Annotated in this window: 13 protein-coding genes; 10 read left to right on the forward strand and 3 right to left on the reverse strand. The window is 37.9% G+C overall.

Annotation, left to right across the window (positions count from 1 at the left end; all coding sequences use genetic code 11):
- Window positions 1-78: 78 nt before the first annotated feature.
- The gene (locus MHB51_RS15180; protein ID WP_342558503.1) at window positions 79-3,156 is read right to left on the reverse strand and encodes an ATP-binding protein; all 3,078 of its coding nucleotides are present in this window, start codon (window positions 3,154-3,156) and stop codon (window positions 79-81) included.
- Between the two features lie 332 nt (window positions 3,157-3,488).
- Here MHB51_RS15180 and MHB51_RS15185 point away from each other — a divergent pair, with 332 nt between their 5' ends.
- Window positions 3,489-4,637: a response regulator gene (locus tag MHB51_RS15185; RefSeq protein WP_066164713.1), complete on the forward strand. Its 1,149-nt coding sequence runs from the start codon at window positions 3,489-3,491 to the stop codon at window positions 4,635-4,637.
- Window positions 4,638-4,799: 162 nt separating this feature from the next.
- Here the strand turns inward: MHB51_RS15185 and MHB51_RS15190 are convergent, their stop codons facing one another.
- Window positions 4,800-5,144, reverse strand: a complete 345-nt coding sequence (locus MHB51_RS15190) for a hypothetical protein (RefSeq protein ID WP_066164716.1) — start codon at window positions 5,142-5,144, stop codon at window positions 4,800-4,802.
- Window positions 5,145-5,656: 512 nt separating this feature from the next.
- Between MHB51_RS15190 and MHB51_RS15195 the strand changes: the two genes are divergently transcribed.
- The 5 genes from MHB51_RS15195 to MHB51_RS15215 all read left to right on the forward strand — a co-directional run bounded on the left by MHB51_RS15195 (window position 5,657) and on the right by MHB51_RS15215 (window position 10,923).
- Window positions 5,657-6,877, forward strand: coding sequence for an ATP-grasp domain-containing protein (locus MHB51_RS15195; RefSeq protein ID WP_107943623.1), 1,221 nt, complete (start codon window positions 5,657-5,659; stop codon window positions 6,875-6,877).
- A complete protein-coding gene (locus tag MHB51_RS15200; RefSeq protein WP_342558504.1) occupies window positions 6,878-7,576 on the forward strand; it encodes an amino acid racemase in 699 nt (232 codons plus the stop codon). It abuts the gene before it with no gap.
- A 144-nt stretch (window positions 7,577-7,720) separates the two neighbouring features.
- On the forward strand, window positions 7,721-8,857 hold the full coding sequence (locus MHB51_RS15205; RefSeq protein ID WP_066164724.1) for a DEAD/DEAH box helicase: 1,137 nt from the start codon (window positions 7,721-7,723) through the stop codon (window positions 8,855-8,857).
- 14 nt (window positions 8,858-8,871) lie between these two features.
- Complete coding sequence (locus tag MHB51_RS15210; RefSeq protein ID WP_342558505.1) at window positions 8,872-10,101, forward strand: aminopeptidase; 1,230 nt, start codon at window positions 8,872-8,874, stop codon at window positions 10,099-10,101.
- Window positions 10,102-10,113: 12 nt separating this feature from the next.
- Entirely contained in the window at window positions 10,114-10,923 is an 810-nt protein-coding gene (locus MHB51_RS15215; protein WP_342558506.1) for an SGNH/GDSL hydrolase family protein, read from the forward strand.
- 92 nt (window positions 10,924-11,015) lie between these two features.
- Here MHB51_RS15215 and MHB51_RS15220 read toward each other — a convergent pair whose 3' ends face one another.
- Entirely contained in the window at window positions 11,016-12,650 is a 1,635-nt protein-coding gene (locus MHB51_RS15220; protein ID WP_342558507.1) for a glutathione ABC transporter substrate-binding protein, read from the reverse strand.
- Window positions 12,651-13,307: 657 nt separating this feature from the next.
- Here MHB51_RS15220 and nikC point away from each other — a divergent pair.
- From nikC to MHB51_RS15240, 4 genes are read left to right on the forward strand one after another with little or no spacing between them, the layout of a single operon-like run.
- Entirely contained in the window at window positions 13,308-14,198 is an 891-nt protein-coding gene (gene nikC, locus MHB51_RS15225; RefSeq protein WP_107943628.1) for a nickel transporter permease, read from the forward strand.
- 13 nt (window positions 14,199-14,211) lie between these two features.
- Window positions 14,212-15,177, forward strand: coding sequence for an ABC transporter permease (locus tag MHB51_RS15230; RefSeq protein ID WP_066164738.1), 966 nt, complete (start codon window positions 14,212-14,214; stop codon window positions 15,175-15,177).
- Between the two features lie 26 nt (window positions 15,178-15,203).
- The gene (locus tag MHB51_RS15235) at window positions 15,204-16,238 is read left to right on the forward strand and encodes an ABC transporter ATP-binding protein (RefSeq protein ID WP_066164741.1); all 1,035 of its coding nucleotides are present in this window, start codon (window positions 15,204-15,206) and stop codon (window positions 16,236-16,238) included.
- The gene (locus MHB51_RS15240; RefSeq protein ID WP_066164744.1) at window positions 16,210-17,223 is read left to right on the forward strand and encodes a dipeptide ABC transporter ATP-binding protein; all 1,014 of its coding nucleotides are present in this window, start codon (window positions 16,210-16,212) and stop codon (window positions 17,221-17,223) included. Before MHB51_RS15235 ends, MHB51_RS15240 begins: the two co-directional genes overlap by 29 nt.
- Window positions 17,224-17,300: the final 77 nt, after the last annotated feature.

The raw sequence follows: 17,300 nt of genomic DNA on the forward strand, positions 1-17,300 counted from the left end.
TGTCGGTAAATAAAAGTGTTAGCTAGCTGCATTCTATTGAAGTATTTGAAAATCTTTGTAGTTGAATTGAAAATAAGCTTAATGATTTTCTTTCGGAATCGGGAAGGAAATTGTTGTCCCTTTTCCGACAACACTATCAATGGTTAGCGTTACGCCAAATAATTGCTTTAAACGTTGCTCCGTATTAGTAAGTCCAACACTTTCTTTTGGGTCAATTAACTTTTTCTCAAAGCCAACGCCATCGTCGATAATTTCGACTAGATAATGTTCGGCATGTTCTATAATTCGCAGTGTAACTGTACCACCTTCTGGACGGCTTAATAGACCATGGCGCACCGCGTTTTCGACAAGTGTTTGTAGCGCTAAAGGCGGGACAGAAAATGCAATATTATCTGGAATATCCCATACGATTGCAATTCGATTATCAAAACGAATTTGTTCAATTGCCATGTAAGAGCGCACAAGCCTTAATTCATAATCAATAGGTACGAGTAAGTCAACATTTTCGAAATTAAAGCTCATTTGTAAATAGTCGTTGAAGGCGAGTAATAGCTCCTCCATTTTTTCATTGTCGACATTATGCAATGAAATAATTGCGTTAAGTGTGTTGAAGAAAAAATGTGGCTGAATTTGTGCCTGTAACCATGCAGCCTCGAAGCGTAATCGCTCCTCACTAGATTGTTTTACTTGAATAAGCGCATCGACGCGAGATTTCAACTCAACATATTCAATTGGTTTTTTCACATAGTCATTTGCGCCGTTTAAAAAGGCAAGTCGAATATCTTCACTTTGCTGGCGCGCCGTTAAAAATAAAATAGGTAGCTCTGAAATAGAGAATCGTTGACGAATTTGCTTTGCCAATTCATAGCCTGACATTTGTGGCAATACCGTATCTGAAATTACTAAATCAAAGCTATGTTTTTCAACTTTAGCAAGTGCATCTATCCCGTTCATTGCTGTTTCGATTTGGTAAAATTCAGTTGTTAAAGCTTTTAATAATACTTGTAAGCTCAAAGGGTCTGCATCGACAAGCAAAATATGGGCTGGGTTAGCTGTTGCTACATGCTCACTAGCTGAAACGGCGAGCTCCTGCACAATTTCAGTTAAATCATTTTGTAAAAAGATATATTTTGATAAATTATTGCTTTGTTCAAGTGAAGACTCACTTTGTCCAAGCGTTAACCCTTTTGCGATTGGTAGAGAAAATGTAAAGGTAGAGCCAATCCCAAATGTTGATGTCACATCAAGAGAGCCACCATGCAATTCAATAATTTCTTTACTAATGCTTAGACCGAGCCCTAAGCCAATATGAGCATGTGAGGTGATATTCGCCTCAACTTGCTCGTAGGGTTCAAAAATTAGAGATTGCTTGCTCTTCTCAATTCCAATCCCAGTATCTATAACAGAAATATAAAGCTGATTGCCTAACACTTTGGCATGAATTGTAATAGAGCCTTCATCGGTAAATTTAATCGCGTTATGAATTAAATTAATGAATACTTGAATAAGGCGATTTTCGTCTGCTAGCACTGGCGGTAAATCTGCTGGGAAATCAATAAGCAGCTTTAGCGGCTTGTCTTTAATGGCTAGTTGGAACATATCACAAACACTCGTTACAATCTGGTTAATATTAACAGGGGTAATTTCCAGTTTAATTGTTTGTTCTTTCAGGTGAATCAAATCGAGTAAACCATCCAACATAAAGGACATATGCTGACCAATTGTTACTAATAGCCTTAGGTCATGCTGTTCTTTTTGGGCTAATAAAGATTGGGCGATACTTAGCATATGCTGTAAAGGTGTACGCAGCTCATTGGACGTATTGGCAAGAAAATCATCTTTCCTATACATCTCTTGTTGGAGATTGCTAGCAAGTTGCTCCGATTTAGATGATTTATAAAAATAGCTAATAAACCAAAAGGCTAAGAAAGCTGTTACAACAATTAGTAAATCAAATGGATAATAAGTATAAGATGTCGTTACAAAATGATTCAGGATTAAAAATACACTATGATTAATGAGTGCCGCAGCTATTAAAAGCAACATTATATAGCCTTTGCGCTGAAGTAAAGCAATTTTATAAATAAAAACTGTTAGCAAAATTGCTGTGATAACGAAAAGCATATAAAATATAAATTCCATATAGTAAATAAAATCAATTGGCATTGTTGCAATCAACAATAAATAAACAAAGCAAATGAAAGCAAAAATGTTTAATATTTTAGTTTTAATGTATTTTTTTGTTAATTCATTAAAAAACAATATTAGCCAAAGTAACATCATGGCATAGGAAAACTGTAATATTTTCGCTGATGATACCCAGTCGATTTTTACATACGAAAGAAGAAGCTTATCGCTGGAAAGAATAATAGTCATAAACAAGGAAGTAATTAAAAGTAAAAAATAGCCGACAGCACTTCTCTTTACTCCTAAAATTAATAGTAAAATAGCACATAGGGCATAAAAAACAATAAATGCGCAAACGATTATTTGTGCAATAATTGAATACCATTTTATTTGATCTATAGAATACGAATCGCCAAAAATAAGTGATGTTGTTAATCCACCTGGTAGATGCTGATTCATATGAAAGCCAGAAATAATAATTTCATTATCGCCGGGCTGCAATTGAAAATGGTAAGTAGCTGGTCTAGGGTCCTCAGATGGCTTTTTAGGATTCAATGTATGCTTTCCATGGCTACCGGTATATTTTTCGTTCACATAAAGAGTGTAAGGTGAAAGGCTCGCTGGAATGGTTAAGCTATAAATAATAGGCAAGTCAGGCACATTAATTATTTTTAAATAATACGAACCATAAGGCACATGACCTGGCTTTTGCTCAATGTACGGATCCCATGTTTCTGGTAAATGGGAATAAAGGGATGTACCAGATTGCATTGCATCTTTTGAAATAAGTAAAATGTTAGGGAACAAAACCCAATCACCATCTAAATGCATTTTAAACTCTCTAGTGTTTTGGATTTGTTCGAAATCTAATACGCCTTTGTTAATCTCAGCTTCATTGGAAAAGGAAAAGTAATGCAACCAGCTAAAGCGTAAAGAAAAAAGTAATACAATAAATAGTGAAAAAATTATTGTAATTTGTAGTACTCGTTTATATTTTCGATTTCTAGTAAGCATAGAATATCGCTCCATTTTTATTGAAATACTTTTATTTACGAATAAAATATTTATTAAACATCCGATATATAAGTATGTTACATCAAATATTAGACTTTACCAAGAGTATAATATGATGTACTAAAGTGTAAAAGCCATTTTAAAATGGATTATGATTGGGCTAACTCTTTTCGCGCTAATTACTCGAAGTTAGCTCAAAATGGTACTATACGCGCCAATGATTAACTGACTTATATCACTCTTGAGCTGCAAGGAAGTTTTTATTTGTTTCACAAGGGTGTTTCCTTTAATTTTTGAATTAAGGTCAATATTGTAAAGGTGATAATTGGAAGGAGGAAGGATGTACCTTGAGGGTAATACTTGTAGATGATGAAATTTTACCAATACAACGTTTAAAGAAACTATTAATCAATTGCGAAATACAGCCGATTGAGATTGTCGGTGAATTTACAAATCCATTAGAGGTTTTGGAAAATATAAATGAACTGAAGCCTGATATTATCTTTGCAGATATTGAAATGCCTGTTTTAAACGGCTTAGAGCTTGCCGAGAAAATTCAAGAAATTCAACCGGATGTGGAAGTTGTTTTTATTACGGGATATGATCGTTATGCAATTGATGCGTTTAATGTACATGCGATTGACTATATGCTAAAGCCTGTACGAAAAGAGCGATTGCATAAGACGATGACTAGATTGCAATCAATCTATAGCAATAAGCTAATAACTAAAAACAATAGCACCTTACTTCAACTTTTTGGTGGACTTAAAGTTGTTCTAGCAGACGGGCAAGTGCAGGCAATGAAGTGGCGCACAGCGAAGGCAAAGGAAGTTTTTGCTTATATGGTATCTAATCATGAAAAAACAATTTTGAGAGATGCATTACTAGAAATGTTTTGGGAAGGTGTGGACGTCAATAAGGCTGTAAATCACCTATACACAACAATTTCTACCATTCGCCAAACATTAAAAAAATATAATTTGCACGATATTTCAATCTCTAGCCCATTATTTGATTCAGGCTATCAGCTGCAATTAGGAAATGTCCTTGTCGATGTTCATGAATGGAGAAAGCAGCTTAAAGCATTACCAGCTCTTTCAAATGCTACATATGAAAAGCATGAGGAGGCTGTAAATGCTTATAAGGAGCACTTTTTAAATGATTGTGATTATATTTGGGCAGAAAGTGAGCGAGAGCATTTAAAACGATTGTGGCTCCAACATGCACTAGAGTTGAGTGAATTCTATATAAAAGAACAAAAATTTGAACGTGCAATTGCAATTGAAAAGAAGCTACAAAAGCTAAATATAGAGGAGGAATCGCATTATTTCACATTGATGAAGCTCTATGATGCAATTGGGAATAAGAGTGCGGTTGAGGAGCAGTATGTATTATTAGAGAAAATGCTCAAAGAACAGCTCGCGATAGAGCCCGATGTAGAGATAATAAGCTGGTTTCAGCAATGGAAAAATAAACAATATGAGCTAAAAAACTAGGAGCTGTCCCAAAAGTTGTTTTGGGCAGCTCCTTTTCAGACGATTTTAGCCTTCAAATTCAATATTCGCTAAAAAACATATGTGCCTGTCGCTTTGCTTTTGGCATAAAAAAGAATGTGTACCTGCGGTTACTCGTTGCAAAGGGTGTGTGAAGATGTCAGCCTAGAACATTTGCGGCAAAAATTCTTTTCTAAAAAGTTGATTTTTACGGAGCCATATTTTCAGGATCATGCGATGTGTTAGAAGCTTATGCCTTTTGCGCGGCTTTGATTTTGCTTCTTGCAAGCTTTGTAGGAGGAGACATGTTTCAGTCGCGTAGGCTTGTGGCTCGACAAGTATGTTTAGTTGATAATCTATCAAGCTAGCCTCCTGTACTTTTGCTAGTAATTTAGCAAAGGCTATATTCATTTCAGCATGCTTTTCCTCTATTGCTAAATGGATTAGCATGTCTAATGTTTGTATAATTTCTAATTCTAGCGCTTGTAGCTGTTCAGCAGTTTGTTGCATCGTATCACTTCCTTCTCTGTATTTATTATGTGGAAAACTAACGCTTGTTTTATTAAATTATAAAAACTCTAGTTGGTCTAGACATAGCAATGAGTAATCAATTACGCCTTGATTAACTCTAGTCCAGATTTTTCCGAGCTGTTTAGTGGAAGTTCACATAAAACCGTCATATCCTGTAGCAATGTTTAACCGGTCTGCATCACGCAGTCCTCTCTGCAAAATTTATGACATCCACCGCAAGTCAGGTTAGCACAATGTTAGTCACTCATTCGTTATCTTAGCAAGCACTTGTTTTAGGCTGAGTTCTTCTTTATCAGTGGGTGTCCAAACATCCGCTGAAAGAAGTTGAAAATACAGATTTAAGCTAGGGAAGGTGAATCCACATTTTTGCTATAAATATAATAGCCTGTTTTTATGTTTTTGTCTTTTTGTAAAGAGTTTTTGCGTAAGAAATGGCTAAAATATGATACACTAAAGCCTATAAAACAAAATAAAGAGAGTTGAAAAAATCAATGGAACAACCATTTTTACCAATATTATTAGGATCAGATATGAACGCTTATGGTATGGCTCGTTCTTTTTTTGAGGCATACGGTATTCGCCCGCTTGTACTAGGGCGCTCACATTTAACAGCCACGCAAGATAGCAGTATTTTAAACTTCCAAGCAATTGACCGTTTAAATGAAGATGATGTATTTTTACCTGCCTTAGAAAAAATCGCACAGCAATATGAGGGGAAAAAACTGTTACTATTAGCATGTGGTGATGATTATGCAAAATTAATTATTAAAAATAAACCAGCACTACAAAACTATTTCACCGTGCCGTATATCGATGAAGAGCTAATGGATCAAATTTTATTGAAGGAAAACTTCTATAAAATGTGTGATAAATATGGCTTTAAATACCCGGGTACGACAACGGTCACAGTGGAAAACTATGAGCATTTTGAGCCCCCTTTTAGCTACCCAATTATTATTAAAGCCTCGAACTCGGTAGCTTATTGGGCCTGCTCATTCCCAGGAAAAAAGAAAGTATTCGTAGCGCATGATGAGGCTGAGCAAAAGGCTATTTTAAAGGCAATTTATCAATCGAGCTATCAGGATACATTAATTATTCAGGAGTTTATTCCCGGCGATGATTCGTATATGCGTGTACTTAATGCGTATGTAGGGAAGGATGGAAAAGTGAAGCTAATGTGCTTAGGCAACCCAATTTTAGAGGAGCATTCACCCGAAGGTATTGGGAGCTATGCAGCGATTATTACGACGTATGATAAGGAGTTAATGGACCAAGTACGCTTCTTTTTAGAGGATATTGGCTACACAGGCTTTGCTAACTTTGATATGAAATACGATACGCGCGATGGACAGTATAAGCTATTTGAAATCAATTTACGTAACGGTCGCTCTAGCTATTATGTAACAGCGGCTGGCTATAATTTAATGAAATATGTCGCAGATGATTATATGTTAAATATTAAGCAGCAGTTAACATATGGCGACAACCCTCATTTATGGATGATTATTCCGAAAGGCGTATTGTTCAAATATGCTTCCAATGAAAAAATGAAAATGGAAGCGAAAAGCTTAATTCGTCAAGGGAAATTTACTAACTCCTTATTTTATAGCAAGGATATGAATATGAAGCGTTGGGCAAAGCTTACACTCAACAGCTTAAATTACTATCGAAAATATAAGAAATACTTTAACAATAAAGGTTTGACTGAATAGATGAAAAAAACACTAGGTATTATTGGCGGTGTAGGTCCGCTTGCAACAATGTTTATCGGCGAAATGATTGTGCGCCGAACGCTAGCAAATAAAGACCAAGAGCATATACACACAATCATCGATAATGACACAACAATTCCTGATCGCACGGCTTATATTTTAGATAGAACAAAAGAAAACCCTGTACCATACTTGCAGCGAGATGCACAAAAGCTTGCTGCATATGGTGCTGATATTATTTGTATCCCATGCAATACGGCGCATACTTTTTATGACGATATGCAGGAAGCTTGTCCTGTGCCGATTTTGCATATGATTCGAGAGACGGCCAAACGTGCTAGTAAGCATAGGGCAAAGAGAGTAGGGGTTTTAGCGACAGATGGCACTTTAGCGGCAGGCGTATATCAACAAGCATTGCAAGAGGTAGATATTGAGCCAGTTTTGCTAAAAAAGGCAATGCAGCAACAGTTAATGACTGTTATTTATAATTATGTGAAAGCAGGCAAAGATGTGAGTAGGGAATTGTGGCAACCAATTGAAGAGGAATTGTGGCAGCAGCAATGCGATTTTATTGTGTTAGGCTGTACGGAGCTATCAATCGTTAATAAGGAGCTGCGTTTAGGGGCAGGCTATATTGACTCACTACTCGTTCTTGCAGAAGCAGCGATTATTGCATGTGGCTATGAAGTAAATAATTAAAGGCGTGTAGTAACTCTTTTAAAAGGCAAATCACCGATAGCGTCCCAAATGTCAGCAACCGTGAGCATTTGGGACGCTATCGTTTATATGAAAAAATATGATACACTAACTAATACAATAAGTAAGATGAAGGTGGGTATAATCATGTCGGCGATTCAATTATTGAATGAAACATTACAAAAAAAGTGGACATTTGAGCAAGAAATGAAAATTCAGCAGGAAATGATTCCAGCAATGCTAGATGGGAAAGATATCGTAGCAGAATCACCAACTGGTTCAGGAAAAACATTAGCATATGTACTTCCGATTTTAAATAAAGTAAACGGTAGCAAAAAACAGACACAGGCACTTATCGTTGCACCATCGCAAGAGCTAGCAATGCAAATTGTAAATGTCATTCGTGAGTGGACTGAAGGGTCAGAAATTACCGTCCAGCAATTAATTGGTGGAGCAAATGCAGCCCGTCAAATTGAAAAGCTGAAAAAGAAGCCGACAATTGTTGTAGGTACGCCAGGGCGCTTAAATGAGCTAGCCCGTTCCGGAAAGCTAAAATTAAAGGAAATTGAAACGGTTGTACTTGATGAGTGTGATCAGCTATTAAGCCGTGAATATCGCGTTGTTGTAAAGTCATTTATAGATGGGGCAGCATATGGGCGCCAAGTTGTTGTCGTGTCGGCGACAATTACAGAGGAAATTGAAATTGTAGCAGAACGACTAATGTTTGAGCCAGTAAATATTAAAATTAAGCCTGAAGATATGGTCAAGGTCGGTAAAATTGTTCATTCATTTATAAAGGTGGATGAGCGAGATAAAACAGATTTGCTACGTCGCTTAGCAAATATTTCGGGTGTGCGCGCATTAGCATTTGCTAATAATATTGACCAAGTGCTAATGAAGCAAAGTAAATTATCCTATAAAGAAGCACCGATAGTTGCGCTTCATTCTGATATGAAAAAGGAAGAGCGCAAGAAAACATTAGATGCATTTCGCAAAGGCGAAGCTCGCATTTTAATTGCTACAGATATTGCCGCACGAGGATTAGATATTACCGGATTAACACATGTTATACATGTAGATGTTCCCCGTACAATTGAGCAGTATACGCACCGCTCTGGTCGAACAGGGCGTGCTGGTGCAGATGGTGAAGTGTTGACATTGCTATCATATCGCGATGAAAAAACATATAAGAAATGGCTGCGTGAACTAGGACTTAAAGCGATTCAAAAGATATGGCATAAAGGTGAGCTAATCGAAGGAAACTCAAAAACAATTAACAAATAAAGGGGAAATTTACTATGACATTTGAGGAGAAATTAGCTGAGTACGCGGAGCTAGCTGTACGCGTAGGGGTAAACATTCAACAGGGGCAGTATTTATTAATTAATACATCGACAGATACGTTAGATTTTACACGCTTAGTTGTAGAAAAAGCATATGAGGCAGGTGCAGGGCGTGTACATGTTAATTTAACGGATGCAGTATTTGAGCGCGCATTTTTTGAGCATGCAACAACAGAGGAGATTAACAAGTTTCCACAGTGGATTGTTGCACAGCGTGAGGAATTAATTGCACGTCAAGGAGCATTATTATGGATTGATGCTGAGGACCCAGACTTATTAGCAGGTATTGATGTAGCAAAACTTGCCACACAGCAAAAGGCAGCAGGAAGTGCGCTTGTGAATTATCGAAAAGCGGTAATGAATGATGATATTGCATGGTCGATTATTGCTGTACCATCTACAAAATGGGCGGCAAAAGTATTTCCAAGCTTGGCTGCAGATAAGCAAGTAAACGCTTTATGGGAGGCAATTTTTGCAACGGTGCATATTGGGCAAGGAAATGCTGTGGCGCAATGGCAAAACCATATTGCAAATCTGGAGGCGAGAGCCGAAAAGTTAAATAGTAAAAAATATAAAAAGCTACATTACAAAGCATCTGGTACAAATTTAACAATCGAGCTACCGGAGAAGCATATTTGGCAATGCGGTAGTAGTAAAACCCCACAAGGAACAATTTTTATTGCTAATATGCCAACGGAGGAAGTATACACGCTGCCAGCGAAATATGGTGTAAACGGCACAGTATCAAATACGAAGCCCCTAGTTTATAAAGGGAACATCATTGACCAATTTACGTTGACGTTTGAGGCGGGGAAAATTACCGCTGCGAAGGCAGAGGTTGGTAATGAACTATTGCAGGAATTAATTCATGCGGACGAAGGCTCGTGCTATTTAGGCGAAGTTGCTTTAGTACCACATGAATCGCCGATTTCAGCTTCAAATATTTTGTATTACAACACATTGTTTGATGAAAATGCATCAAATCATTTAGCGATTGGTGAAGCATATCCGACCTGCTACGAAGGTGGACGTGAGCTTGAACAAGCTCAGCTTGAATCGTTAGGTATCAACACATCTATTACACATGAGGACTTTATGATTGGTAGCGGTGAGATGGATATTGACGGTGAATTAGAGGATGGCACATATGAGCCAATTTTCCGTCAAGGAAGCTGGGCATTTTAAGCAGGTGAGGCAATGAAAAAATGGCTTATTGTCATCTTGCTATTGCTAGGTGCTACAACGGTGCAGGCACAGGAAGTGTATATTCCACTAGGGGATTCACTAGCTGCGGGGCAAACTCCATATCGACAAATTGATACAGGCTATACGGATTTAATCGCGATGCAACTTACATGGACAAATGAGCTGCAATTTTACTCAAAGGAATTAACATTTCCAGGTTATACAGTGGCGAATGTTTTACAGCGAATAGAGCAGCCTGATGCAAAAGCGCTGTTGTCAAAGGCGACAATTGTTACGATTTCAGCAGGAGCAAATGATTTATTGCAAATTGTACAACATCGGCCACAGGCGGGAACATTGAGCTTTTCGCAGCTAGCAGCCGATTTTTCTTTGAATCAAGTACGCCAAAATATAGGAGTACTTTTAGAGAAGCTAGAGCAATATGCACCACATGCTACAATCTATGTAATGGGCTATTACTTCCCATACCCGCATGTACATCCTACACAAATGGAAGGCACACAGCAGCAGCTGCGTATGTTAAATCAAATTTTACAGCAGCAAGCTGAGCGACATGGTGCGCATTTTATTGCCGTTGAAGAAGTCTTTGCAGCAAATGCTAAAGCGTACTTGCCAAATATTTCAGATGTCCATCCGACAATGGAAGGCTATTTAGTGATGGCGAATGCATTTTTACAAAAATTTAATCAAACACTATTAACAAAAGAGCAGTTACCACAGCCAAACCCATTGTCATTTGAAAGTTTGCTACAAATAGAAAAAATAACAACAGAATTGGATATGCGTATGAGCCCGTTTTAGGGAAGTGAATTGTTTAAATACGGAAATAAAAAAGCTACCTTGGAAAATCGCCTAGCGATTTCCGAGGTAGCTTTTTCGGTTATTATTAGCGATTATTGGCTAATTTTAACGTCTTTTAAGTGGTACATGCTGTCAGATGTTACGCGGAAGCCTGACACTTTATCAGATACACCAGTTAAAATTGATGGGTGTAAAACGAATGCCATTGGTGCATCGTCTGAAATCATTTTGATTGCGTCAGTGTAGATGCCTAGACGAGCATCTTGGTCTGCTTCACGACGACCAGCATTTAATAATTCGTCTACTTCAGTGTTAGAGTAGAATGAACGGTTACCTGGGTCACCGTGTTGAGAAGAGTGGAATAATGCATATAGACCGTAGTCAGCATCACCAGTAGCGTTTGACCATCCTAGGATGAACATATCATGCTCACCAGCAGCTGTTTTCTCTAAATATGCACCGAACTCCATTACTTCAATGCTTACATCAATGTTTAATTGTTTTAAAGCATCTTGTAAAACAACCGCAACATTTTGACGAGCAGGGTTGTCATTTGTCCAAAGTGTTGTTTTGAATCCATCAGCATAGCCTGCTTCTGCAAGTAAAGCTTTCGCTTCTTCAATATCATAGTTTGTCGGTGTTACGTCCTCTGTATAACCAAAGATGCCTGGTGAAAGTGGACTGATTGCTGGAATACCGTAACCTTCATAAATACCATCAATTAAAGTTTGACGGTCAATTGCTTTTGAAATCGCTTGACGAACAAGCTTGTTATCAAATGGTGCTTTTTGTGTATTGAAACCGATATAAGTTAAAGATGTTGATGGTGTTTCATCAACAGTTGCAACGCCTGAAGCGTTTACATTTGCTACTTGGTTAGGCTCAACAGTACCAATAATATGGGCATTGCCTGATTGTAGCTCAGCAACGCGTGTAGCCATTTCTGGAACTACTTTAATTGTTACAGTGTCAACATGTGCTGGCGTGCCCCAGTAGTCAGCATTTTTCTCTAATTTAATTTCGTTACCTGGCGTCCAAGAAACGAATTTGAATGGACCAGTACCAACTGGGTTTGTACCGATTACAGAACCTGCTGCTGTATCACCAGTCATTGCAGCATAGTCATCATCAATTGATTTTGGAGAAATGATGCCACCGCCGTTATGCGTTAAGTGTGCAAGTAATGGTGAGAATGGATACTCTGTAACAAATTGTACAGTTGTTTCATCAACTACCTTTACTTCTGTAACCATTTCGTATAAGAATGCACGTGGAGAACCAACATCCGGGTCTAATACGCGATCAAAGTTTTTCTTAACAGCATCTGCATTGAATGCTTCGCCATCGTGGAAAGTAACACCAGTACGTAACTTGAATTCCCAAGTTAAGTCATCAACTTGTGTCCAAGATTCTGCTAAGCCAGGTGCTAAATCACCGTTAGCATCACGTACAACTAAAGTTTCATAAATATTACCTTGAACATTTGAAGATGACACATCATTTGAACCGTGTGGGTCTAATGATGAAGCATCTGATAATTCAGCAATAATTAAATCGCCACCAGCTTCAGTTGCTGTTTCGCTTCCTTCCGATTGTGATCCTTCGTTGTTGTTTGAAGTACCACCGTTGTCTGTCTCTTCTTTCTTATCGCCACCACAAGCTGCTAAAACAAGTGTTAGCGTTAAAGTTAAGAAGAGTAACCATAGTGACTTTTTTGAAAATGTCATATGGAAAATCCCCCTTCAAAAAAATTATTCTAGAATATTACGTTTTTGTAACATCTGGTTAGAATATACCATACCTTTTTATTAACAGGCAATCAATTGTTTAAAAATAAAGATTTTTCTCTGAATTCAATTAGCAGATAAGCGTTTACAACTTAAAAAAACTTTTATGAAAACCCTTTCAAAACGCGTGTTTTCATAAGGTCTTATAGTGAAAAATATCGAATTTTGTCAAACTAATTATTCACCAAAAAGTAATTTTATATTTCAAACAATCAAAAAAACTATTGAAAAGGCACTATATTCATATATATACTGTTATTCATACTGATTAAATTTTATCTTCATTCAGCAAATGTTTTTTGGTGTAAAAAAGCGCCGGCATATACTTCTTCTGTTTGTACAAATCACCGTAACTATGTGGACTAAAGGGTGTAGCACCAGCAAGTAAGTATAGTAGTTGTGTGCTATGTTTACAGCAATAAGACAAATATTTAATATTTAAGAGGAGAAAGCTCCCGCTGCATGGTAAGATAAGTATTTGGCGGATGTAACAGATTTTTGTATATTCACTTAAATAGTCTGAATGCATTTTAAGCCGAGGTATCTAACGATAAATGCAATTATCTGAACAGTTTGATTAATGAAAGGGTGATCACAATGAGCGTGCAAACTGAAAAGGTTTCAAGCGCAACAAGAAGTAATCCACGAGTAGAGGCTTTTAAAACCTTCTCAAAGAGATTGCTGAAAAATAAGGCTGCAGTAGTTGGGGGCTTAATTATTTTATTCATTATACTAGTTGGTATATTTGGTCCAATGTTTTTGAAAACAGATCCAAATGCGCAAAATTTAGTGAATAAACTTCAACCACCATCAAAGGACCATTGGTTTGGAACTGATAATTTTGGACGAGATATATTTACTCGTATTATTTTCGGTACACAACTTACATTGAAGGTAGGGTTTTTATCAGTATTTATCGGTGGAGTTATCGGTGTAGTATTAGGAATCGTTGCTGGTTATTATGGTGGACTAGTTGATACGATTACGATGCGCCTTATGGATATTCTGCTTGCTTTCCCAGGTATTTTATTAGCATTAGCAATTGTATCTGTATTAGGTGGTAGCTTAACAAATGTAATTATTGCGGTAGGTATTTTCTCTGTGCCAGCATTTGCCCGAATTGTTCGGGGATCTACGCTGCAAGTGAAAAAATTGGAATATATAGATGCTGTAAAGGCACTCGGTGCAAGTGATGGGCGTATTATTTTCCTACATATTTTACCTAATATTATGTCACCAATTATTGTTCAAGCAACAATGCGTATTGCAACAGCTATTTTAACTGCCTCTGGTTTAGCTTTCTTAGGTTTAGGTGCACAGCCTCCAGAGCCTGAATGGGGCGCAATGTTAAACGAAGGGCGTACTTATATGCATAATGCAAGTCATATGGTAATGTTCCCGGGTATGATGATTGTTATTGTTGTATTAGCATTTAATATATTCGGAGACGGTCTACGTGATGCACTAGATCCAAAAATGAAGCAATAAAGGAGGGGCAGCTATGACAAAATATATTATTCGTCGTTTGTTACAAACGATTCCAGTATTACTTGGGGTATCGATTTTAGTATTTTCATTGATGTTCCTTATTCCTGGGGATCCTGCACGCGTAATGGCTGGTGAAGGAGCTTCAGAGCAAACAATTGAAAATCTACGTGAGAAATTAGGGTTAAATGACCCAGCATATGTACAGTATGGTCGCTTTCTGACAAGTGCGGTAAAAGGGGACTTAGGAAACTCGGTTCGTAGTGGTCGCCCTGTAATGGATGAAATTTCAGCTCGCTTTTGGATTACGGTAGAATTAGCAGTATATTCAACGGTTTTGGCTGTGTTTATTGGCTTAATTGCAGGTATTGTTTCTGCTGTACGCCATTACACATTAACAGATATTTTCATAATGATTATCGCCTTATTCGGTTTATCTATGCCGAACTTCTGGCTCGGTTTAGTATTAATTCAATGGTTCGCATTAGGGAATTTACCATTCGGTATACCTATGCCTGAATGGCTCTTCGAAATTGTTCAAATGCGACCTTCTGGTTGGGGTGAGTCATGGCGACAAATGGTGCTGCCAGTTATTACGTTAGGTACTGGTGGGGCAGCTATTATCGCTCGTATGACCCGTTCCTCTATGCTTGAAGTAATCGGACAAGATTATATTCGTACAGCTCGTGCAAAAGGGGTTTCAGAGCGTATTGTTATTTATCGACATGCACTTAAAAATGCTTTAATTCCTGTAGTAACAGTAATTGGACTTGAATTTGGTGGCTTCTTAGGTGGAGCGGTCTTAACAGAAACGATTTTTGCAATTAACGGTATGGGACGTCTAACAATCGATGCGATTAGGCAGCGGGATTTCCCAATTGTGCAAGGAACCGTACTAGTTATTTCGGTCATTTTCGTACTAGTAAACTTACTTGTAGATATTTCATATAAATTCTTAAATAAACGAATCGACTTGAATTAGTTTAAGGTGAAATGAGGTGAATCATTGTGACACAACAATTAGAAAATATTTTAGAAGTGAATGACTTACAAACTGTTTTTTCAACTGACGGTGGTGAGGTACGTGCGGTTGATGGTGTCAGCTTTGTCGTACCAAAAGGAAAAACAATTGGTATTGTAGGGGAATCTGGTTCAGGTAAAAGTATTACATCTTTATCAATTCTTCGCCTTTTAGCGAAAAACGGGAAGATTAAAGATGGCGAGATTCTTTTCAAAGGAAAAGATTTACTGAAGCTATCGGATAAACAAATGCGTGATATTCGAGGAAATCAAATTTCAATGATTTTCCAGGAGCCGATGACTTCGTTAAACCCTGTTTATACAGTAGGACAACAAATAAGTGAAACACTTATTATTCATAAAAAGATTTCCAAGCAAGAGGCAATGAAGCAATCGGTAGATATGCTGAAACTTGTAGGAATTCCTTCTCCTGAAAAGCGTGTAAAACAGTATCCGCATGAGCTTTCAGGGGGGATGCGTCAACGTGTTATGATTGCCATGGCATTGGCGTGTGACCCAGAAATTTTAATTGCGGATGAACCAACAACTGCTCTTGACGTAACAATTCAAGCGCAAATTTTAGAGCTTATTCGTGATTTACAAAATCGCTTAGGCATGTCTGTAATTATGATTACACATGACCTAGGTGTAGTAGCAGAAACATGTGACTATGTAGCTGTTATGTATGCAGGTCAGGTAGTAGAATACTCGGATGTACGTACGTTATTTAAAAATCCGAAGCATCCATATACACTGGGGCTACTAAACTCTTTACCGCGTCACGATGTGGATCAAGAAAAGCTTATTCCGATTAAAGGAATGGTGCCAAGCCCACACGAAATGCCTGTAGGCTGTCGTTTTGCACCACGTTGCCCAGTGGCTACGGAGGGTTGTCATACTAAGCCACCTGTGCTTGAAAAGAAGGGCAATAACGAGCAAATTCGTTGCTGGATGTACTCAGAAGAGTGGGATGGCGATTCGGAGGTGACGCTATATGGCGAAAAAAGAACTGTTAAAGGTTGAGGGATTAAAGCAATACTTCCCGATTAAAGGTGGCTTTCTTGGTCGTACAGTGAACCACGTAAAAGCACTGGATGGTGTTTCATTTACAGTTTATGAAGGTGAAACTGTAAGTATTGTAGGAGAATCAGGTTGCGGTAAATCAACAACTGGCCGTGCTATTTTAAGATTGGAGGAGCCTACAGAAGGTGTTGTAGAGTTCCAAGGTACAGATTTAACTAAGATTTCTAAAGGAGAAATGCGTAAGTTCCGCAAAGATTTACAAATTATTTTTCAGGACCCTTACGCTTCGATAAATCCGCGTCAAACAGTAGCGTCTGTTCTGAACGAGGCGATGCAAATTCAAAATGTATTGCCAACCAATCAGCGACGTGCGCGCATCGAGGAGCTTTTGGAAACGGTAGGTTTACGTCCATATCAAGCGGACCGTTACCCACATGAATTCTCTGGTGGTCAGCGTCAACGTATTGGTATTGCGCGTGCGCTTTCTGTAAATCCAAAGCTAATTATTTGTGATGAGGCGGTATCTGCACTAGACGTATCGATTCAGGCACAGGTTTTAAACTTATTAGAGGAATTACAAAATGAATATGGCTTAACATATTTATTTATCTCGCATGATTTAGGGGTAGTACGACATATTTCAGACCGTATTATCGTTATGTATTTAGGGAAAATTGTAGAGATTGCAGATAAGGTTAGCTTGTTTGAAAATTCACAGCACCCATATACGAAAGCATTACTATCAGCAATTCCTGTTCCAGATCCAGATGCTAAAAAAGAGCGGGTTATTTTAAAAGGTGATGTACCATCACCAATCGACCCGCCAAACGGCTGTCGTTTCCATACGCGCTGTCCATTTGCGACAGATAAATGTCGTACAGAGGAGCCAGTGTTACGTACATCCGACTTGATGAAAGAAGGCCATCAAGCGGCATGTCACTATATGGAAGACATCACAAAAGGTGCATTGACGCCAAATTATTAGTAGTATAAGGGGTGTTTGAAAAGTCGGTGTGTATTGACTTTTCAAACACCCCTATTGATTTTTTATAAGGAGTTGCT

It is taken from the genome of Metasolibacillus sp. FSL K6-0083 (assembly GCF_038630865.1).
Lineage (GTDB): Bacteria > Bacillota > Bacilli > Bacillales_A > Planococcaceae > Metasolibacillus > Metasolibacillus fluoroglycofenilyticus.